Origin of the sequence: Kitasatospora sp. NPDC051702, from assembly GCF_040681575.1 — a bacterium.
In the GTDB taxonomy this organism is placed as follows: Bacteria; Actinomycetota; Actinomycetes; order Streptomycetales; family Streptomycetaceae; genus Kitasatospora.
Genome location: NZ_JBFAZB010000013.1, coordinates 1 through 19,848 on the forward strand (window position 1 = coordinate 1; position 19,848 = coordinate 19,848).

At 73.3% G+C, this 19,848-nt stretch carries 16 protein-coding genes; 7 read left to right on the forward strand and 9 right to left on the reverse strand.

What is annotated here, in order from left to right:
- Positions 1-116 precede the first annotated feature (116 nt).
- Positions 117-2,537, reverse strand: coding sequence for a PQQ-binding-like beta-propeller repeat protein (locus AB0N04_RS13820; protein WP_360219090.1), 2,421 nt, complete (start codon positions 2,535-2,537; stop codon positions 117-119).
- 437 nt (positions 2,538-2,974) lie between these two features.
- On the opposite strand from AB0N04_RS13820, the gene AB0N04_RS13825 reads away from it, so the two are divergent.
- Entirely contained in the window at positions 2,975-3,622 is a 648-nt protein-coding gene (locus AB0N04_RS13825) for a TetR family transcriptional regulator (RefSeq protein WP_030055725.1), read from the forward strand.
- Between the two features lie 202 nt (positions 3,623-3,824).
- Here the strand turns inward: AB0N04_RS13825 and AB0N04_RS13830 are convergent, their stop codons facing one another.
- From AB0N04_RS13830 to AB0N04_RS13855, 6 genes are all read right to left on the reverse strand, one after another.
- Positions 3,825-4,769 (reverse strand): beta-ketoacyl-ACP synthase III, encoded by a 945-nt coding sequence (locus AB0N04_RS13830; protein ID WP_360219093.1) that lies wholly within the window; start codon positions 4,767-4,769, stop codon positions 3,825-3,827.
- A gap of 171 nt (positions 4,770-4,940) precedes the next feature.
- Entirely contained in the window at positions 4,941-6,320 is a 1,380-nt protein-coding gene (locus AB0N04_RS13835; RefSeq protein ID WP_360219096.1) for a L,D-transpeptidase family protein, read from the reverse strand.
- Positions 6,321-6,435: 115 nt separating this feature from the next.
- Positions 6,436-7,599 carry an aminofutalosine synthase MqnE gene (gene mqnE, locus AB0N04_RS13840; RefSeq protein WP_360219099.1) on the reverse strand — a complete coding sequence of 388 codons (1,164 nt, stop codon included), beginning with the start codon at positions 7,597-7,599 and terminating at the stop codon, positions 6,436-6,438.
- Positions 7,600-7,727: 128 nt separating this feature from the next.
- Positions 7,728-8,690, reverse strand: coding sequence for a threonine/serine dehydratase (locus tag AB0N04_RS13845; RefSeq protein ID WP_360219102.1), 963 nt, complete (start codon positions 8,688-8,690; stop codon positions 7,728-7,730).
- 4 nt (positions 8,691-8,694) lie between these two features.
- Entirely contained in the window at positions 8,695-9,153 is a 459-nt protein-coding gene (locus AB0N04_RS13850; protein WP_329930404.1) for an Lrp/AsnC family transcriptional regulator, read from the reverse strand.
- Between the two features lie 119 nt (positions 9,154-9,272).
- The gene (locus AB0N04_RS13855; protein ID WP_360219105.1) at positions 9,273-9,959 is read right to left on the reverse strand and encodes a UbiX family flavin prenyltransferase; all 687 of its coding nucleotides are present in this window, start codon (positions 9,957-9,959) and stop codon (positions 9,273-9,275) included.
- Between the two features lie 66 nt (positions 9,960-10,025).
- On the opposite strand from AB0N04_RS13855, the gene AB0N04_RS13860 reads away from it, so the two are divergent.
- From AB0N04_RS13860 to AB0N04_RS13875, 4 genes are all read left to right on the forward strand, one after another.
- Positions 10,026-10,766 (forward strand): cyclase family protein, encoded by a 741-nt coding sequence (locus AB0N04_RS13860; protein WP_360219108.1) that lies wholly within the window; start codon positions 10,026-10,028, stop codon positions 10,764-10,766.
- A gap of 73 nt (positions 10,767-10,839) precedes the next feature.
- A complete protein-coding gene (locus AB0N04_RS13865) occupies positions 10,840-11,550 on the forward strand; it encodes an MOSC N-terminal beta barrel domain-containing protein (protein ID WP_360219111.1) in 711 nt (236 codons plus the stop codon).
- A gap of 254 nt (positions 11,551-11,804) precedes the next feature.
- Entirely contained in the window at positions 11,805-13,910 is a 2,106-nt protein-coding gene (locus AB0N04_RS13870) for an LPXTG cell wall anchor domain-containing protein (RefSeq protein ID WP_360219114.1), read from the forward strand.
- A 142-nt stretch (positions 13,911-14,052) separates the two neighbouring features.
- Positions 14,053-14,910, forward strand: a complete 858-nt coding sequence (locus AB0N04_RS13875) for an NAD(P)H-binding protein (RefSeq protein WP_360219117.1) — start codon at positions 14,053-14,055, stop codon at positions 14,908-14,910.
- A gap of 33 nt (positions 14,911-14,943) precedes the next feature.
- Here AB0N04_RS13875 and mqnP read toward each other — a convergent pair whose 3' ends face one another.
- Positions 14,944-15,840, reverse strand: a complete 897-nt coding sequence (mqnP, locus tag AB0N04_RS13880) for a menaquinone biosynthesis prenyltransferase MqnP (RefSeq protein WP_360219120.1) — start codon at positions 15,838-15,840, stop codon at positions 14,944-14,946.
- On the reverse strand, positions 15,837-17,288 hold the full coding sequence (locus AB0N04_RS13885; protein ID WP_360219123.1) for a menaquinone biosynthesis decarboxylase: 1,452 nt from the start codon (positions 17,286-17,288) through the stop codon (positions 15,837-15,839). Before AB0N04_RS13885 ends, mqnP begins: the two co-directional genes overlap by 4 nt.
- A gap of 90 nt (positions 17,289-17,378) precedes the next feature.
- On the opposite strand from AB0N04_RS13885, the gene AB0N04_RS13890 reads away from it, so the two are divergent.
- Positions 17,379-17,786: a PLD nuclease N-terminal domain-containing protein gene (locus tag AB0N04_RS13890; RefSeq protein WP_360219126.1), complete on the forward strand. Its 408-nt coding sequence runs from the start codon at positions 17,379-17,381 to the stop codon at positions 17,784-17,786.
- Positions 17,787-18,237: 451 nt separating this feature from the next.
- Positions 18,238-19,839, forward strand: a complete 1,602-nt coding sequence (locus tag AB0N04_RS13895; protein ID WP_360219129.1) for an acyl-CoA carboxylase subunit beta — start codon at positions 18,238-18,240, stop codon at positions 19,837-19,839.
- Positions 19,840-19,848: the final 9 nt, after the last annotated feature.

Genomic DNA, 19,848 nt, shown 5'->3' on the forward strand with positions numbered 1-19,848 from the left:
GCCGGCCCGCCCCCCCCCCGCCGCCCCGCGCCCGGGCCCCCCGCCCGCGGGCGCCCCCCCCCCCCCGCCCCCCCCGCCGGGGGGGGCGCCCCCCCCCCCCCCCCCCCGCGCCCGTCTCAGCGGGCCGGGACGGCCGTCCCGTAGAAGGCGTCCAGCGCGTACACACAGCGGTCCTTGGAGCCGACGAAGACCCGCCCGCCGACCGCCACCGGGGACCCGGTCAGCTCACCCTTGGTCCCCAGCTCCCAGCGCAGCTGACCGCTCGCCAGGTCGAGGGTGTGCAGCGAGTGGTCCCGGCTGCCCAGGTGGACCAGGCCGTCCGCCACCGCCGGGGCCCCGACGATCTCCCCGCGCGCGGTGTAGCGCCAGCGTTCCCGGCCGGTGGCCGCCTCGAAGGCGTACAGCACCTCGCCGCTGCCGACCAGCACCATGCCGTCCCCGACCACCACCGGCTCGGCGCCCTGCCGGCTGCCGGTGACCCCGCGCCAGCGGTCCCGGCCGGTGGCCGCGTCCAGCGCGTAGACCGTGCCCAGGTAGTCGGCGACGTAGACCGCGTCGGCGTCCAGGGCGGGCGGGGTGAAGAGCACCACCGGGGCCTCGAAGCGCCAGCGCTCGACCCCGCTGGCCGCGTCCAGCGCGTACACCCGGGTACCGGCCGTCACGTAGAGCACGCCGCCGCGCTCGACCGGGTGCGAGGGCACGTCCTCGCCGACCGGGAAGGACCAGCGCAGGCCCGCACCGCGCGGGTCGATGCAGCGCAGCCGCCCGGCGCCGTAGTAGTAGGCCGCGCCGGCCACCAGGACCGGGCCGGACTGCGGGTTCTCGTAGTCCTGCTGGGCGTCGTCGGCGCGCCACAGCTCGCCGCCGTTGGCCGCGGAGCGCAGCTGGACGCCGCCGCCCCGGATGCCGCAGCAGAGCACCCCGTCGGCGGCGGAGAGCGAGTAGACCCAGCCGTCCAGCGAGGTGCGCCAGCGCTCGGTGCCGTCCGCGACGTCCACCGTGTACAGGTGGGGGCCGTCGGCGGCGTGCACCCGGCCGGCGTGCACCGCGAGCGCCCAGGCGACGTCACGGGTCTTGTAGCGGCGCTCGCCGGAGCCGATGTCCAGCGCGTGCACCTCGAAGCTGGAGACGAAGAGCGTGCCGTCGGCGACCACTGGGGTGCCCCAGACGTCGTTGGACATCCGGAAGCGCCAGGGGCGCCAGCGGGCGGCCGGCGCGGGCGCCGGCGGCGGCGTCGGGGTGGCCCGGCGGACCCAGTCGGTCTCGGCCGGGGCCGTTCCCGGGCCGGTCTGCTCGTGCTCGGCCCGGGGGCCGGGGCCTATCCGCACCGAGGCGCCGGACAGCTGCACCTCGACGGCCCCGCCACCGGGCGCCCGGTGCTTGTTCGGGGAGGCGATCTTCGCGGTCGGGATCTCGCCGTCGGCGGCCCGGCCGGGCTGCGGTCCGGCGTGCACCGGCCCGGCCGGCGGCAGGTGCCGCCCGCCCGGGTGGGTCCGCGGGTCGTCCAGGCCGGGGCGCTGCGGCGGCACCTGCTGGTGCGGCTGCGGCGGCTGGTGCGACGGCTGCTGGGGGCCGCCCCGCGGCGGCTCCGGGGGCTGCGGCGGGCCGACCGGCGGCTGCCCGCCGCGGGGCGGCGGGGCCGGCTGGCGGCGGCCGCGCTTGCGCTCGATCAGCTCCAGCGCGTTGGCCGGGAGCCAGTCGCCGGCCTCGCCGGAGGCGTCGTCGCGGGAGAACAGGTGCGGGGCCAGCTCGGTCTGGATCTGCGCCGGGGTGGGCCGGTGCTCGGGCGAGGGCCGCATGCAGGCGCGGACCAGGTCCATCAGCTCCGGCGGCATCCCGGACAGGTCGGGTTCCTCGCGCAGCAGCTGGAACACCGTCTCGACCGGGTTGGAGCCGCGGTACGGCGGGTGCCCGGTGGCGCAGAAGACCATCAGCGAGCCGAGCGAGAAGACGTCGCTGGCGCCCCGGACGTTCCGGCTGTCCCGGGCCTGCTCGGGGGACATGTAGGCGGGGGTGCCGACCGCGACGTTGGTCATGGTGAGCCGGGTGCTGGAGACGCCGGACGCGATGCCGAAGTCGATCACCTTCGGGCCGTCCTCGACCACCAGCACGTTGGACGGCTTGAGGTCGCGGTGGATCAGCCCGGCCGCGTGGATGGACTGCAGCGCCTCGGCGATGCCCGCGACCAGCCAGCGGGTGGCGTCCACCGGCAGCGGCCCGCACTCCTCGACCAGGTCCTCCAGGGAGGGGGCCGGGATGTACGCGGTGGCCAGCCAGGGCACCCGGGCGTCCGCGTCGGCGTCCACCACGGCCGCGGTGTAGAAGCCGCCGACCGTCTTGGCGGCCTCGATCTCCCGCGCGAAGCGGACGCGGAACAGCTCGTCCTCGGCCAGCTCCCCCCGGACGGTCTTGATGGCCACCCTTCGACCGGAGGCGGAGCGCGCCAGGTAGACCAGCCCCATCCCACCCGCGCCGAGCCGCCCCAGCACCTCGAAGGGCCCGATCCGCCTCGGATCGTGCGCCGTCAGCTGGTCCACTCCGCTGCCACCTCCCCGTTTTCCGCACCCGCCGCGTGGTGCCGGACCCGATTCTCCAACGCCGCCCGCTGCAACTCCAACCTCCCCCGCCCGGGGCGGCCGGCCGCCCCGTGGCGACCGCCGTCCGGTCACCGGTGACGGAACGGCCGGATTCTGACGCCCGCTCCGGCCGCGGCTTGCGTCCGGCCCCGCGGACACCCCCTCCCGGTACGGATCTCCCGGGACCGGACGTCGTCACGCTCTGTCACTCGACCACCCCTCAGCGGACTCGCCGTCACGCTATGGGGTCAAAAGCACACGGGGGGGCTTCAAACAGCGCCCCGGGGGCCGGGTGAATATCCGTCCGGAGCGGTTCATGCCCCTATAGCAACCCCCCGTGCGGAGTAATAGTCGCATCACCGAATCGCGCCAAGATCGTGCCACGGTAAGCTGACGGCATGACAGGACAAGTTCGCACCGTCGACGGTCGCGTCGCCGGGCGACGCGGACAGGAGACGCGGCAGAAGCTGCTCGACTGCCTCCGCGAGATGCTCAGCACGTCGCCGTATCGGGACGTCAAGGTCATCGACGTCGCCCGTATGGCGGGTACCTCCCCCGCGACCTTCTACCAGTACTTCCCGGATGTCGAGGGCGCTGTCCTCGAAATCGCCGAGGAAATGGCCAAGGACGCCGACACCCTCAAAGAGCTGGTGGCCGGAAAGTCCTGGGCAGGGAAGTCCGGCCCGACCACTTCGGAAGAACTGGTCGACGGATTCCTCGCCTTCTGGCGCAAGAACGACGCCATTCTCCGAGTGGTCACGCTCGGTGCCGCCGAAGGGGACAAGCGGTTCTTCAAGATCCGCATGACCGTCCTCAACGCGGTCGCCAAGCCACTCGCGGAGGCCGTCAAGGAACTCCAGGCGAAGGGTCAGGCCGACAAGTCGCTCGACCCGAACGCCGTAGCCGGGGCCCTGGTCTCGCTGCTCGCCTCGGCGGCCGAGCACCAGAAGGCCTTCACCTCCTGGGGCGTCAAGGTCAAGGACCTCAAGCCCAACCTCGCTCCCCTGGTGTACCTGGGCGTCACCGGCAAGAAGCCGCCCAAGTAGACCGTCCGCCCGACAGATCATCCGCTCCGCGCGCAGTCCCGGCCTCCTGTCCGGGGACCGACGGACGGCGGCCGTGTCCTCGGGGGAGGTCCGCCGACGTACCGCAAGCGCGCCAGACATGCCGGTGGGCGGGCACCCCTCACACAGGGTGCCCGCCCACCGGCATGTCGCGCGGGGCCGGCCCGGGGTCGGAAGACAGCCCCTACGGGCAGCGCACGACCTGCCCCGCGTAGGCGAGGCCGCCGCCGAAGCCGAACAGCAGGACCGGGTCGCCCGGGCTCAGCTCGCCGCGCTCGACGAGCTTGGAGAAGGCCAGCGGGATGGAGGCCGCCGAGGTGTTGCCGGAGTCGACCACGTCCCGGGCCACCACGGCGTCGGCGAGGCCCAGCTTGCCCGCGATCGCGTCGATGATCCGCAGGTTGGCCTGGTGCGGCACGAAGCCCTTCAGCTCCGACGGGTCGATCCCGGCCCGCTCGCAGGCCTGGCGGGCCAGCGGGGCGAGCTGCGTGGTGGCCCAGCGGAACACCGACTGGCCCTGCTGGCTGATCACCGGGTCCCAGCCGGTGATGACGACGGCGTCGCCCTTCTCCGGCTCCGAGCCCCAGACCACCGGCCCGATGCCGGGCTCGGCGCCCTCCTCCTGGGCCTCGACCACCGCGGCGCCGGCGCCGTCGCCGAAGATCACGCAGGTGGTGCGGTCGGTCCAGTCGAGCGTGTCGGACATCCGCTCGGCGCCGATGACCAGGGCGCGCCGCGCCGCACCGGCCCGGATCGCGTGGTCGGCGGTGGCGAGGGCGTACGAGAAGCCGGAGCAGACGGTGTTGATGTCGTAGGCGGCGGGCGCCCGGACGCCGAGCCTGGCGGCGACCGCGGCCGCCGTGTTGGGGCTGCGCTCGATCGCGGTGCAGGTGGCGACCACGACCAGGTCGATCTCCTCGGCCGTGCGGCCGCTGTTGGCGAGCGCCTTCTGCGCCGCCTCGGTGGCGAGGTCGACCAGGGTCTCGCCCTCGGCGACGTGCCGGGTTCTGACGCCCACCCGGCTGCGGATCCACTCGTCGTTGGTGTCGACGAGCGCCTCCAGGTCGTCGTTGGTGAGGACCTTGGGGGGCTGGTAGTGGCCTAGTGCCACAATGCGCGAACCGCTCATACTGCCATGGAACCGGGTTACTCACTGGTCAGCGGGGCGCGACCGGCTACAAGGTCCGCCCCCGCGATCTGTAGGGGACTGACAAGGGGCGTTGCGGCGCCTGACCTCTGCTCCGGGCCGTCACCGGCACCGCGGCGGGGGGCGGGCGCCCGGAGGGCCCCCGGGGCCGGCTCAGGCGGCCAGCGAGGTGGCGTCCCCCATCACGATCACCGGGTGGGCCGCCGGGTCCAGGGTGCGGATCAGCTCGGCCATCTTGTCCTCCGGGATGGAGACGCAGCCGTGGGTGGGGCCGTCGTGGTCGACGTGGATCCAGATGCCGCCGCCCTTCTTGGCGCCCATCGGGCGGCGCGGGTCGAGCGGGGAGTTGCCGGGGACGCGGTTGTAGTTGATCGCGACCACGTAGTCGAAGGAGCCGGCCAGCTGGTCCCCGAAGAAGCCGGTCCCGGAGACCACGAAGCTCGGGTCCTTGTCGTACGGGAGCTTGCTGCCGGGGTCGGCGTTGCGGCCGCCGGCGTCGGTGAGCGAGAAGACGCCGATCGGGCTGCGCAGGTCGCCCTCGCTGTGGTCGGTGGTCCAGCCGTTCTTGCCGTTGTGGCCCTGCCAGGTCTCGCCGGCCAGCCAGCGGCCCTCCGGGGTGCGGGTCCAGAGGGTGACGCTGTTCTTGTCGGTGCCCTTGTCCTGACCGGAGGCGACCACGACCTGGGTGGTCTCGGCGGGGATCTTCGCGGTGAACGAAGCGCCGAGGCCGGGTATAGCGGCGACCGAGGTGTCCGCGCGGGCCTGGCTGCGGGCGGCGGCGGGGTCGGTGTTCTGCCGGTCGGCGGCGGCCTGGGCGGCGGCCGGCTGGGCGGCGGCCACGCCCGGTGACGGCTGGTCGGGCGTGCTGACGCCCTCCGGGCCGGGGCCGTCGGCGGCGGTGACGCCGGGCTTGGCGCCCTCCTGGCCGACGGTGTACCAGCCGGCGGCGGCCGCGACCAGCAGCGCCGTACCGGCCATCACGGCCTTGCCGTGTCGTTTCTGCTTGGCCTTGCGACGCCGGCCCCGGGCGGCCGCCCGGGAGCCCGCGGGGGCCTCGGCGGCGAGCGGAACGGACACCGGTCCGAGGGAGGGGTCCGCCGGCGGGGCGGACTCCGGTGCGGGGAAGGACTCCGGTGCGGGGAAGGACTCCGCCGGGTGCACCGGCTCCGACCCGGCGAAGGGCTCCGACAGGTACACCGGTTCCGGGTCGTAGCCAGCGCCGTACGGCGCCTCGTAACCGGCCTCGTACGCCGCCTCGTAGCCGCTCTGCTGGCCGTAGCCCGGCCCGGCGCCGTACGCGTACTGCTGGGCGGTGCCGGCCTGCGCCGCGTGGCCGGCCGGGTGGGGCCGGAACGGCTGGTCGTAGGCCTCGAAGTAGCCGTCCTGCGGGTTGGGCCGGTAGTTGCCGTGGCCCTGCTGAACCGGCTGCTGGTACGCCCCGTAGTCCTGGTGGGAGGGCTGTGGCGCCTCGTACACCGGCTCCGGCATCGGCTCGTACGACGGGTACGCGGTGGCGCGATGTGAACCGGACATACGGTCGATCCTGCCAAACGCCGTACCCGTTGGTAAACCCGGGGCGCGTGCGGAGGCGGTGAAGAAGCCGCCGCCCCGGCCGTGGAACGGCCGGGGCGGCGGGGGTGGGGCACGGTCAGAGACGCATCGCCTGCGGGGTCTCGCGGCGCGTCAGGTCCGGTCCGTCGTACTCGCGGATGACCTCGTAGCGGGTGTTCCGCTCCACCGGGCGGAAGCCGGCGTCGCGGATCAGGTCGAGCAGGTCGTCGCGGCCGAGCTTGTTCGGGGTGCCGAAGTTGTCCGCGTCGTGGGTGATCTTGTACTCGACCACCGAGCCGTCCATGTCGTCGGCGCCGTGGCTGAGCGCCAGCTGGGCGGTGGTCACGCCGTGCATCACCCAGAACACCTTGACGTGCGGGACGTTGTCGAAGAGCAGCCGGGAGACGGCGAAGGTCTTCAGGGCCTCGGCGCCGGTGGCCATCTCGGTACGGGCCATCAGCTTGTTGCGCACGACGCCGTCCTTGGAGTCGTGGAAGTCGTGCTGGTAGCGCAGCGGGATGAACACCTGGAAGCCGCCGGTCTCGTCCTGCAGCTCGCGCAGCCGCAGCACGTGGTCCACCCGGTGGCGGGGCTCCTCGATGTGCCCGTACAGCATGGTGCAGGGCGTCTTGAGTCCCTTGGCGTGCGCGAGGCGGTGGATCCGCGACCAGTCCTCCCAGTGGGTGTCGTGGTCGACGATGTGCTGGCGGACCTCCCAGTCGAAGATCTCCGCGCCGCCGCCGGTCAGCGACTCCAGACCGGCGTCGATCAGCTCGTCCAGGATCTCGTCCGCGGACAGACCGCTGATCTTCTCGAACCAGTGGATCTCGGTCGCGGTGAAGGCCTTCAGCGAGACGTTCGGCAGGGCCGCCTTGAGCTCCCGCAGCGAGCGCGGGTAGTAGCGCCAGGGCAGCGTCGGGTGCAGGCCGTTGACGATGTGCAGCTCGGTGAGGGAGTCGCTCTCCATCGCCTTGGCGAGCCGGACGGCCTCCTCGATGCGCATCGTGTACGCGTCCTTCTCGCCCGGCTTGCGCTGGAACGAGCAGTACGCGCAGGACGCGCTGCACACGTTGGTCATGTTGAGGTGGCGGTTGACGTTGAAGTGGACGACGTCGCCGTTCTTCCGCGTCCGCACGTGGTGGGCCAGGCCACCCAGCCAGGCCAGGTCGTCGCTCTCGTAGAGCGCGATCCCGTCCTCGCGGGTCAGCCGCTCACCCGCGTAGACCTTCGCCTCCAGCTCGCGCTTGAGCCCTGCGTCCATGCGGTGCCCCGCCTCCTCCGACTTCGGTTCCTTGCCGGAACGAGCGTACGTCACCTGACGGCCGCAGCTCCGGGCCGCTCCGACCGCGGGACGACGCGTCTCACCGCGGCGCTCCGCCGGCCCGGGGATCAGGTCGAGAGCAGCTCCGCGAGCAGGGCGGGCTCGATGTTGCCGCCGCTGACCACGGCGGCCACCGTCCGGCCCCCGGTCTCGTCGGCTCGGTGGAAGTAGGCCGCCGGGGCGACCGCGCCGGAGGGCTCGGCGACCAGCCGGCCGCGGCGGGCCAGCAGGGCGACGGTGGCCCGGATCTCGTCCTCGGTGACGGTGACGATGTCGTCCACGTACGCGGTCAGGTGCTCGAAGGGCAGCTCGCCGACCGACGGGGTGCGCAGCCCGTCCGCGATGGTGCGGTAGGTGTCGGCGACCGGCCAGGCGAGCCGGCGCCCGGCCCGCAGACTGGCCCGGGCGTCGGCGGCCAGCTCCGGCTCGACGCCGACCACCCGGACACCCGGACGGGTGAGCTTGAGCGCGGCCGCCGTCCCGGAGATCAGGCCGCCGCCGCTGACCGGCACCAGCACGGTGTCCAGCCCGGCCGGGGCGTCCTCGGCGATCTCCAGGCCGACCGTGCCCTGGCCCGCGATGATGTACGGGTCGTCGTACGGCGGCACCCAGACGTAGCCGTGCCGCTCGGCGAGCTCGCCGGGCACGGTGTCCCGCTCCTCCGGCGACACCAGGAGCACCTCGGCGCCGAACCCGCGGGTGTACTCCACCTTCACGGCCGGGGAGGTGTCCGGCATCACGATGACGGCCTTGATCCCGAGCAGTGCCGCCGCGTAGGCGACGGCCTGCGCGTGGTTGCCGCTGGACTGCGCGACCACGCCGCGGGCCCGCTCGTCCTCGGTGAGCGCGGCCAGCCGGTTGTAGGCGCCACGGGTCTTGAAGGCGCCGGTCGGCTGGAGGTTCTCGGGCTTGAGCCACAGGCTGCGCCCGCCGTCGGCCGCCCAGGGGGCGGGGACCAGCGGGGTGCGCACGGCCACCCCCGCGATCCGCTGCCGGGCCGCGCGCAGCTCCTCCAGTCCGACCAGTGCCATGACGTCACTCTCCTTCTGGGGGGAGGTCGCTCACCCGGTTCTCCCACTTGGTGGAGAGTACGACGGTGGTCCGGGTGCGGGCCACGCCCTTCGTGCCGGAGATCCGCTTCACCACGGACTCCAGGCCGGCCACGTCGGCCACCCGGACCTTGAGCATGTACGAGTCGTCACCCGCGATGAACCAGCAGTCCTCGACCTCGTTGAGGTCCTTCAGCCGGAACGCGACGTCCTCGTGGTCGGCCGCGTCGGTCAGCTGGAGGCCGATCAGGGCCGTCACCCCGAAGCCGAGCGAGGCCGGGTTGACCGTCGCGCGGTAGCCGGTGATGACGCCGGCCTGCTCGAGGCGGTTGATCCGGTCCGTGACGCTCGGGCCGGAGAGGCCCACCAGCCGGCCCAGCTCGGCGTAGGACGCCCGTCCGTTCTCCCGGAGCGCCTGGATGAGCTGTCTGTCCACCGTGTCCATATACCGTCCGCGTCCTTCCGAACCTCACCAGACCCACAGATCATTATCCGGATTCAAAGGCGCCATGCGCGGAACAACCCGGGTATCGCAGAGAAGATACTCTCCCGCCTTCGGTCTCCTCACTCCCCCTCAGCCGACGCACTGCCGTTCCCGCCGGCCCGGCGAGCCGCCGCTCCCAACTCCCCTTCCCAGCGCAGGTACAGGGAATGCGGTACGCCGACCGCGTCCAGCACCCGGCCGGCCACGAAATCGACGAGTTCGCGCACGGTGGAGCCGCCGGCGTAGAAACCGGGCGAGGCGGGCAGGACCACGGCGCCCTGCGCGTCGAGTTCCACCAGGTGTTTCAACGTCACCCCGTTGAGTGGTGTCTCGCGCACGCAGACGACCAGCGGGCGGCGCTCCTTGAGGGTGACGCTCGCCACCCGCTGCAGCAGGTCCTTGCTCAGGCCGAGCGCGATCCCGGCCACCGCGCCGGTGGTCGCCGGTACCACCAGCATGCCCCTGGCCGGGTAGGAGCCGCTGGACGGGCCGGCCGCGAAGTCCCCGGCGGGCCAGTAGCGGACGTCGTCCAGGAGGCCCGCCCGGTCCTCGTCGAGGCCCAGCCAGGCGGCCAGGTCGGTGCGCCAGTGGGCGTCCCGGAAGGAGATGCCGGTCTCGTCGAGGATGGTGAGCCGGGCGGCCCGGCTGACGATCAGGTCCACCGGCTCCCCGGCGTCGAGCAGGGCCCGGATCACCGAGGCCGCGTACGGCGTCCCCGACGCGCCCGAGACCCCGACCACCCACGGCTGACGCTTCGCTGTTCCCATGGCCCCTTTCTATCCGGCCGCACCCGCCCCGGCCGCATCCGCGGGCGTCCCTGGGAGGATGGGCGCATGGCAGCGACCCTCGTCGACCTCACCCATCAGGTGACCACCGCGATGCCGGTCTACCCCGGCGACCCGACCGTCCTGCTGGAGCCGGCGCTCACCACCGCCACGGCCGGGGTGAACGTGCTGGCCCTGCACCTGGGCTCGCAGTCCGGGACGCACGTGGACGCGCCGTACCACGTGGACGTCACCTGGCCGACCCTGGACGGGCTGCCGCTGGAGCGGTTCACCGGCCCGGCGGTGCTCGCCGACCTGCGCGGGCTGGAGCCGCGGGCGGCCGTCACCCCCGACCTGCTGGCGCCCGCGCTGGAGCGGGTCGGCGAGGGGTCCGTCCTGCTGCTGGCCACCGGGTGGGCCCGGCACTGGGGCACCGACGCCTACCTGGCCCACCCCGCCCTGACGCCGGAGGCCGCCGGGGCGATCGTCGCCGCCGGGGTGCGGACCGTCGGGGTGGACGCGCTGAGCGTCGACCCCACCCCCGACCCGGGCCCGGGCGACCCGGCGGTGGCGGCGCTGCTCGCGGACCTCGCCGACGAGCACGACCGGCCCGCCGACGAGCCGACCCTCGCCGCGCACCGCGTGCTGCTGGGGGCGCCCGGCGGCGGGGTGATCGCGGAGAACCTGACCGACCTGCGGCCGCTGCTGGCCGCCCAGGAGGCCGGTCTGCCGGTGGAGGTGTCGCTGTTCCCGCTGCGCCTGGTGGCGGCGGACGGCGCGCCGGTCCGGGCGGTGGCCCGGCTGGGCTGAGACGCCTCCGACCGCACCCCCCAACGGACTTGGTCTAGACCATCCCCCGGCGCCGCCGCTACGCTGTCCGGCCATGGCTGAGATCATCGGAGTGATCGAGCGACTCTGGCGCTACCCCGTGAAGTCCACCGGCGGCGAGCGGCTCGACTCCGTCGAGGTGGACGAGCGCGGCCTCGCCGGCGACCGCCTCTACGCCGTCCGCGACGGCGACGGCAGACTCGGTTCGGGCAAGAGCACCCGCCGGTTCCGCCGGGTGGACGGCCTGCTCCGCCTCTCCGCCCGCCTCGGCCACCGGATCGACGGACCCGAGCTGTTCGACCCGCTCGGACGCCCGGTCACCGAGCCCGGCGCGTTCCTGCGGGCCTACCTCCAGCGCGAGGACGTCGAGCTGGCCCGCGAGGACGCCGTCTCGCACTTCGACCAGCTGCCGGTCAGCGTGCTCACCACCGCCACCCTGGACTGGGTCCGCGAGGCCGTCCCGTTCACCGCGGTCGACGAGCGGCGGTTCCGCCCCAACATCGTGCTGCGGACCCCGCCCGGCACCCCGCCGTTCGTCGAGGACGGCTGGTTCGGCCGGGAGGGGCTCGGCGGCGCCGGGGTGCGGCTGGGCTTCGTCCGGTCCAGCGAGCGCTGCGCGATGACCGGAGCCCCGCAGCCCGGGCTGCCGCACGCGCCCGAGATCCTCAAGGCCCTCGTGCACGCCCACGACGGCCGGCTCGACGCGCTGGCCGAGGTCGCCTCCCCGGGGCGGCTGAGCGTCGGAGACGAGCTGTCGCTGCACTGAGACCACCCCGAGCGGGCACGGAACCGCAGGTCAGGGCCCTCTCCAGGATTCCCGGAAAAATCTTCGACCTTCCCTGCAACCCCCGCGGGCCCCGCACGTCTATGGGAGTGAGCGGCGGGGAAGCCCGCCGGGCCGGACTGCGGGTGACGCCGGGGGCACCACCCCCGAACCTCGCGTCCGGCACCTACCGAGCTTGCCGGCCGGCGACGGAACGCCGACGGTGCAACACCCTGGGGGTATTCAGAATGTCCGTCGTGCGCGCACGCCGCTCCGGCTCCACCGTCCTCACCGCCGCCACCCTCGGCGTGCTGCTGGCCACCGGTGCCGTGGTCGCCTCCCCGGCCGCCTACGCCGCCGACGCCCCGGCCGCGGTCACCGCCCCGGCCGAGCCGACCGCCACCCCGGCCGCCGAGCCGACCGCCGCGGCCTCCGCCGCCGCCACGGAGAAGCCCGCCGAGAAGCCGGCCGACAAGCCCGCCGCCAAGACCGCCGAGGCCGGCAAGCCCGCGCTGACCGTCAACGCCCCCGCGTCCATCGGCCACGGCGGCGAGCCCGTCGAGTTCACCGAGACCGTCACCAACCCCGGCGACGCCGCGGCCTCGTACACCCTGAGGGTCGACGCGAGCAGCCCCGCCGCCCCCGCCAAGGGCATCACCGTCGACTACCGCGACGCCGACGGCACCTGGAAGCCCCTCGGCTCCGGCGGGGAGGTCCCCGGGCTGACCGTCGCCGCCGGCGCCACCCGGACGGTCCGGCTGCGCCTGGCCACCCCGCTCCACAACGCCTGGGGCAACCAGGACGCGCCCGTCACGCTCCGCTCCGCCGTCCTGGACCAGGCGAAGGCCGTCCTCGCCGAGAGCACCGCGGAGGTCGTGGCCAAGGCCCTCACCCTGCAGGTCAAGGGCGCGCCGACGAGCGCCGTCGCCGGCGGTGCGCCGGTCGAGTTCGACGTCACCGTCACCAACCCCAGCGCGTCCGGCTACACCGGCGTCTCCAAGGTCGTGGAGGCCACCCGGAACAGCACCTTCCAGGTGCAGGAGGCCGACGGCGGCTGGGAGACCGTCACCGGCACCCCGCAGGACAACGGCCGGGTCCTCTACCACCTCACCGAGGACCGGACCCTCGCCGCCGGCGCCTCCTTCACCAAGCACGTCCGCATCGCCTTCACCGCCGACGCCGCGCCCGGCACCGAGTACATCCACCCGTGGGCCATGCTCGGCGAGGGCGGCGCGTTCATGCCCCTCGTCATCGGCCCCCAGTTCGTCGCGGTCGACGTCACCGCCGCCCCGGTCGCCGCCAAGCCCTCGCTGACCGTCCAGGAGCCGGCCTCGATCGGCAACGGCGGCCGTCCGGTGGAGTTCACCGAGACCGTCACCAACCCGGGCGGCACCGACGCCTCGTTCACGCTGAAGCTGAAGGCCAGCAACCAGTGGGCCCGCTCGAAGGACCGCATCACCCTCGAGTACCGCGACGCCGACGGCACCTGGAAGCCCGTGACGCTGAACTTCGCGCTGGGCGACAAGACCGTCGACTTCTCCGGGGAGATCCCGGGCGTGACGGTCGCCGCCGGCGCCAGCAGGACCCTCCAGCTGCGCCTCGCCGCCCCGCTCAACAACGACTGGGCCAGCCAGAGCAGCACCGTCAAGCTCTACTCCGCGATCGCGGACTCCGCGAACACCGTCGTCGCCGAGAGCACCAAGGACGTGGCGCTGAAGGCCCTCGCCGTGCAGGTCAAGAACGCGCCGACCAGCGCCGTCATCGGCGGCGCCCCGGTCGAGTTCGACGTCACCGCGACCAACCCCAGTGCCTCCGCCTACGACGACGCCTCCCTGGTGGTGCAGGCCGACCAGCAGAGCACCCTCCAGGTGCAGAAGGCCGACGGCGGCTGGCAGGACGTCACCGGCACCCCGAGCCGCCAGTCGACCGGCCCGCTGACCTACCACCTCACCGACGGCAAGGACCTGGCGGCCGGAGCATCCGTCACCAAGCACGTCCGGCTGGCGTTCACCGCCGGTGCCGCGATCGGCGCGTCCTACGTCCACGGGGTGGTCGTCCTCGGCGAGGGCGGCCAGTACATGCCCGCGTACGTCGGCCCGCAGGGATTCCGGGTCGACCTCTCCACCGCGCCCGGCACCGGCAGCGCCGTCAAGGCCGGCTTCACCGCCGCCTCCGCGGACGACGCCGCCACCACCGGTACCGGCGCCACCACGGGCACCACCGCCGGCACCGCCCGGCTGGCGGGCGGCGAGCTCGCGCACACCGGGTCGGACGGCGTCCTCACGACCGCCGCGGGCGCCGCCGCCCTGCTCGTCAGCGGCCTCGGCGCGCTCTTCGCCGCGCGCCGCCGCCGCAGCGCCTGACCGCCTCCGCGCAGCCCGCGGCCCCACCCGGGCCCCGGCTCCCCGGCCCCGGCGGGCCCCGCAGGCGCGCCGTAGACGATGACGCATGGACGGGAGACCCGTGCGCATTGGGCCTCTCATGCGGCTCGCCTACCGTCGAGGCATGACGGAGAAGCGAACTGACGATGTGACGTCCGTCCTGGTGATCGGCGCCACCGGGGCGGTCGGACGCCACCTGGTGCTGCAGCTCGCGGCCGCCGGGGTGCGGGTCCGGGCCCTGACCCGGCGCGGCGACCGGGCGCGGCAGCGCGGACACGTCCAGGGGGACCTGCTCGATCCGGATTCGCTGCGGGCCGCCGCGCGCGGCATCGACGCGGCCTTCCTGGCCTGGCCCCTCCCGACCGCCGAGGGCGCGGCCGGGGCGGTGGCGGCCCTGGCCGGCGAGGTCGGGCGGGTGGTGCAGCTCTCCTCGGCCGCCGTCCGGGACGCGCCAGGGGCGGGCCCGCGGGGGCCGGCCGGGGAGGTCGAGGCGCTCCTCGCGGGCAGCGGGGTGCGGCACACCGCGCTGCGGCCGTACGGCTTCGCGGCGGACGCGCTGCGGTGGGCGGAGGAGATCAGGACCGGCGGTGCCGTGCAGGGCTACGGCGGTGCGGCCGGGCTCCACCCGGTCGACGAGCGGGACGTCGCGGCGGTCGCCGTCCGCGCCCTGCTCGACGACGGCCACGACGGCGCCCGCCACCTGCTCACCGGCCCCGGGGCGCCGACCCAGGCGGAGCAGGTGCGGATCATCGGGGAGGCCGCCGGCCGCCCGGCACGGTGGGAGGAGGTCCCCCGCGGGACGGCCCGCCGGCGCATGCTCGCCGCCGGCCGGCCCCCGGCGGAGGCCGACGCCGCGCTGGACCTCGTCCAGGCCCGCCTCACCGACCCGGATCCGGTCACCACGACCGTCCGGGACGTCACCGGCCGGCCTGCCCGGAGCTTCCGCACCTGGGCCGCCGACCACGCCGCGCTGTTCCGGTGAGCCGCCCCGTCCCGGCGGCCGCCCGGCGGGGCGTCAGACGCCGAGTCCGCGGACGACCAGGTCCACCAGGGCGAAGAAGAACAGCGAGATGCCCACGAAGCCGTTGGTCTGGAAGAACGCCCGGTTGAGCCGCGACAGGTCGTTCGGCTTGACGATGGTGTGCTCGTACAGGAACGCGCCCACCACCACGACCAGACCGATCCAGAAGGCCGGTCCGGCGTGCGTCAGGACCCCGAACCAGCCCAGCAGGAGCGTGGTGACGAGGTGGCACGCCCGTGCGCCGCGGATCGCGGCCGGGACGCCGAAGCGGGCCGGGACCGACCGCACGTTGCCGTGGCGGTCGGACTCGACGTCCTGGCAGGCGTAGATCAGGTCGAAGCCGCCGATCCAGACGCCGACCGCCACGCCGAGGACCACCGCGTCCCAGGACCAGCGGCCCGTCACCGCGAGCCAGGCGCCGACCGGCCCCATCGCCTGGGCCAGACCGAGGATGGCCTGCGGGAAGTCGGTGAACCGCTTGCCGTACGGGTAGACGACCATCGGCACCACGGCCACCGGCGCGAGCGCCAGGCAGAGCGGGTTGAGCAGCGCCGCCGCCCCGAGGAACACCACCAGCGCCACGGCCGAGCCGATGTACGCGGTCCTCAGCGAGACGGCCCCGGTGACCAGTTCGCGGGAGGCCGTGCGCGGGTTCCGGGCGTCGATCTCGCGGTCGATGATCCGGTTGGCGGCCATCGCGAAGGTGCGCAGGCCGACCATGCAGACGGTGACGACGAACAGCTGGCCCCAGTGCACCCGCTTGTCGGCGAGGAACATGGCCGTCAGCGCGGCGATGTAGGCGAAGGGCAGGGCGAAGACCGAGTGCTCGATCATCACCAGGCGCAGGAAGGCCTTCGTGCGCCCGGGGGTCTCGACGGCGGCGGTGCTCACAGCCCGTACTCCTTCCAGCGACGCGACACCAGTGCGGCCGTGGCCGGGTCCGAGGAGACCATCTCCGGCCAGCCGCCGTCCCGGGTGTAGCCCTCCTCGGGGAGCTTGCGGGTCGCGTCGATGCCCGCCTTCCCGCCCCAGAACTGCTGGTACGAGGCGTGGTCGAGGTGGTCGACCGGGCCCTCGACCACGGTGAGGTCGCGGCTGTAGTCGACGTTGCCGAAGGCCCGCCAGGCGACCTCCTGGTAGTCGTGCACGTCGCAGTCGGAGTCCACCACGATGATCAGCTTGGTCAGCGACATCATGTGGGCGCCCCAGATGGCGTGCATCGTCTTCTGGGCGTGCTTGGGGTACTTCTTGTCGATCGAGACGATCACGCAGTTGTGGAAGCCGCCGGCCTCGGGCAGGTCGTAGTCGACGATGTCCGGGATGATGATCTTCAGCAGCGGCAGGAAGAAGCGCTCGGTGAACTTGCCCAGCGGGCCGTCCTCGGTCGGCGGGCGGCCGACCACGATGGACTGCAGGAGCGGCCGGCGGCGCATCGTCACGCAGTCGATCGTCAGGGCCGGGAACGGCTCCTGCGGGGTGTAGAAGCCGGTGTGGTCGCCGAACGGGCCCTCGGGGAGCATCTCGCCGGGCTCCAGCCAGCCCTCCAGGACCACCTCGGCGTCGGCCGGGACCTGCAGCGGGACCGTCTTGCAGTCGACCATCCGCACCCGCTCGCCGGCGACGAACCCGGCGAACAGGTACTCGTCGATGTCCCCGGGCAGCGGCGCGGTGGCCGCGTAGGTGACGGCCGGCGGGCAGCCGAAGGCGATCGCGACGGGCAGCCGTTCGCCCCGCTTCGCGGCCTTCGCGGCGTGGTTGTGGCTGTCCTTGTGGATCTGCCAGTGCATGCCGATGGTGCGCCGGTCGTGCCGCTGGAGCCGGTAGAGGCCCAGGTTGCGGACGCCGCTGTCCGGGTCCTTGGTGTGGGTGAGCCCGAGGTTGAAGAAGGACCCGCCGTCCTGCGGCCAGGTGAAGAGGGCGGGCAGCGCGTCCAGGTCGACGTCGTCGCCGGTGAGCACGACCTCCTGGACCGGGGCGTCCTTCACGTTGCGGGGCGGCACGTGCGCCATCGAGGCGAGCTTGCCGAAGGCGTCCCGGAAGCCGGTGAAGCCCTGCGGGAGTTCGGGCTTGAGCAGTCCGGCGATCTTCTCGGAGATGTCGTCGGGGCCCTTGAGGCCGAGGGCCTTGGCGAGGCGCCGCTCGGTGCCGAAGACGTTCATCGCGAGGGGCATCGAGGAGCCCTTGACGTTCTCGAAGAGCAGCGCGGGGCCCTTCGCCTTCTGGACCCGGTCGACGATCTCGCCGATCTCCAGGTGCGGGTCCACCTCTGCCTTGATGCGCTTGAGGTCCCCTTCGCGGTCGAGTGCCCGGAGGAAGGAGCGGAGATCGTCGTATGCCATGCCTGTCAGTATCCGCCACCGGATAGCCTGGCTCCGTCAAGGGCCCCGGGAAGGCGCCCGTCGCCACCGCCGCCGGGGGAGACAGCCACCGTGCTGAGGATTCTTCTGACCATCGTCCTTCCGCTCGCACTCTGGGTGTGGGCCTTCATCGACTGCCTGACCACGCCCGAGGACGGGGTGAAGCACCTCCCCAAGCCGGTCTGGGTGCTGGTGGTGCTGCTGTTCCCGCCGGTCGGCCCGATCGCCTGGCTGGTGGCCGGGAAGCAGCGCCGTCCGCTGCTCGCGGGGCCGTACGACGGGGATGCGGGCGGCCCCGAGCGGTCGGCCCCGCGCGGCGGCCGGCCGCTCGCCCCGGACGACGACCCCGATTTCCTCGCCTCGTTGAAGAAGAGCGACAAGGAGCACGAGGAGATGCTGAAGCGCTGGGAGGCCGATCTCCGCCGCCGCGAGCAGGAGCTGCGCAACGACGACGAGCCCGGCGACGGCCGCAGGAGCTGATCGCGCAGGCCCGGCCGCTACCTCGGACAGCCCACCCGGAACGTTCCGGGTGGGCTGGAGTGTTTTTGGCGCTTCCCTACGACCGGGAGCCCCCTAGCACGGATCGGGGCCGCCTCCGCACCCGACTTGAGCGGAGCTTGAGCGAGGCCCAAGTCGGCCGCCCTACATTACTGAGCGACGGCCCTGACCTGCGCTTTTCTTCACGCTCAGATCATCGGACCATCATCTGCCCGACAACCCCCGGTATTCGAACGGACACCGAGCGCTCCGGCTTCGCCCCCGCCGCTTCTGTGCAGGCCTGACATCTAAACGGACCCGACCTTGTACGGAATCGACGCCGAAACCAACGCACGGCCCCTCGTACAGTCATAAGTGAAGAAAGTGATTCGCAGCCGGGGGCACAGCAGACGTTGGCTGTCGGACAGTTCCCTCACCCTTGGAGTGGTTCGAGATGACGGTTGTGCATGAGGCGCCGGTGGGCGGCGAGGTCCCCGAGGTCCCGGCCGACGCCCGCGGGCGCGTCGCCGAGCTGCACGAGCTCCGCGAGAAGGTGCGTCGCGGCCCCAGCGAGAAGGCCACCGAGGCCCAGCACGCGAAGGGCAAACTGACCGCCCGCGAGCGCATCGAGCTGCTGCTGGACGAGGGCTCCTTCCGCGAGGTCGAGCCGCTGCGCCGGCACCGCGCCCAGGGCTTCGGCCTGGAGGCGAAGAAGCCGCACACCGACGGCGTCATCGTCGGCTGGGGCACCGTGCACGGCCGGACCGTCTTCACCTACGCGCACGACTTCCGGATCTTCGGCGGCGCGCTGGGCGAGGCCCACGCGCAGAAGATCCACAAGATCATGGACATGGCCATCGCGGCCGGTGCGCCGCTGGTCTCGCTCAACGACGGCGCCGGCGCCCGCATCCAGGAGGGCGTCACCGCCCTCGCCGGCTACGGCGGCATCTTCCAGCGCAACACCCGCGCCTCGGGCGTCATCCCGCAGATCTCGGTGATGCTCGGCCCGTGCGCCGGCGGCGCCGCGTACTCCCCCGCGCTGACCGACTTCGTGTTCATGGTCCGCGAGACCTCGCAGATGTTCATCACCGGCCCGGACGTCGTCCAGGCGGTGACCGGCGAGAAGATCAGCCAGAACGGCCTCGGCGGCGCCGACGTCCACGCGGGCGTCTCCGGCGTCTCGCACTTCGTCTACGACGACGAGCAGTCCTGCATCGAGGAGGTCCGCTACCTCCTGTCGCTGCTGCCGCAGAACAACCGCGAGATGCCGCCGACCGTCCTCAACGACGACCCGGTCGACCGCCGCAACGAGTCCCTGCTCGACCTGGTGCCGGCCGACGGCAACCGCCCGTACGACATGCGCAAGGTCATCGAGGAGATCGTCGACCACGGCGAGTACCTCGAGGTCCACGAGCGCTGGGCCACCAACGTGCTGTGCGTGCTGGCGCGGGTCGACGGCCACGTCACCGGCATCATCGCAAACCAGCCGCAGTCGCTGGCCGGCGTGCTCGACATCAACGCCAGCGAGAAGGCCGCGCGCTTCGTCCAGATGTGCGACGCCTTCAACATCCCGCTGGTCACCATGCTCGACGTGCCGGGCTTCCTGCCCGGTGTCGACCAGGAGCACGACGGCATCATCCGGCACGGCGCCAAGCTGCTGTACGCGTACTGCAACGCCACCGTGCCGCGCATCCAGCTGATCCTGCGCAAGGCCTACGGCGGCGCGTACATCGTGATGGACTCCCGCTCCATCGGCGCCGACCTCTCCTACGCCTGGCCGACCAACGAGATCGCCGTCATGGGCGCCGAGGGCGCCGCCAACGTGATCTTCCGCCGCGACATCAACGGCGCCGAGGACCCGGACGCCATGCGGGCCCAGAAGATCAAGGAGTACAAGAGCGAGCTGATGCACCCGTACTACGCGGCCGAGCGCGGCCTCGTGGACGACGTCATCGACCCCGCCGAGACCCGCCAGGTGGTCGCCTCCGCCCTGGCCATGCTCCGCACGAAGCACGCCGACCTGCCGAGCCGCAAGCACGGCAACCCGCCGATGTAGCGTCCGCGC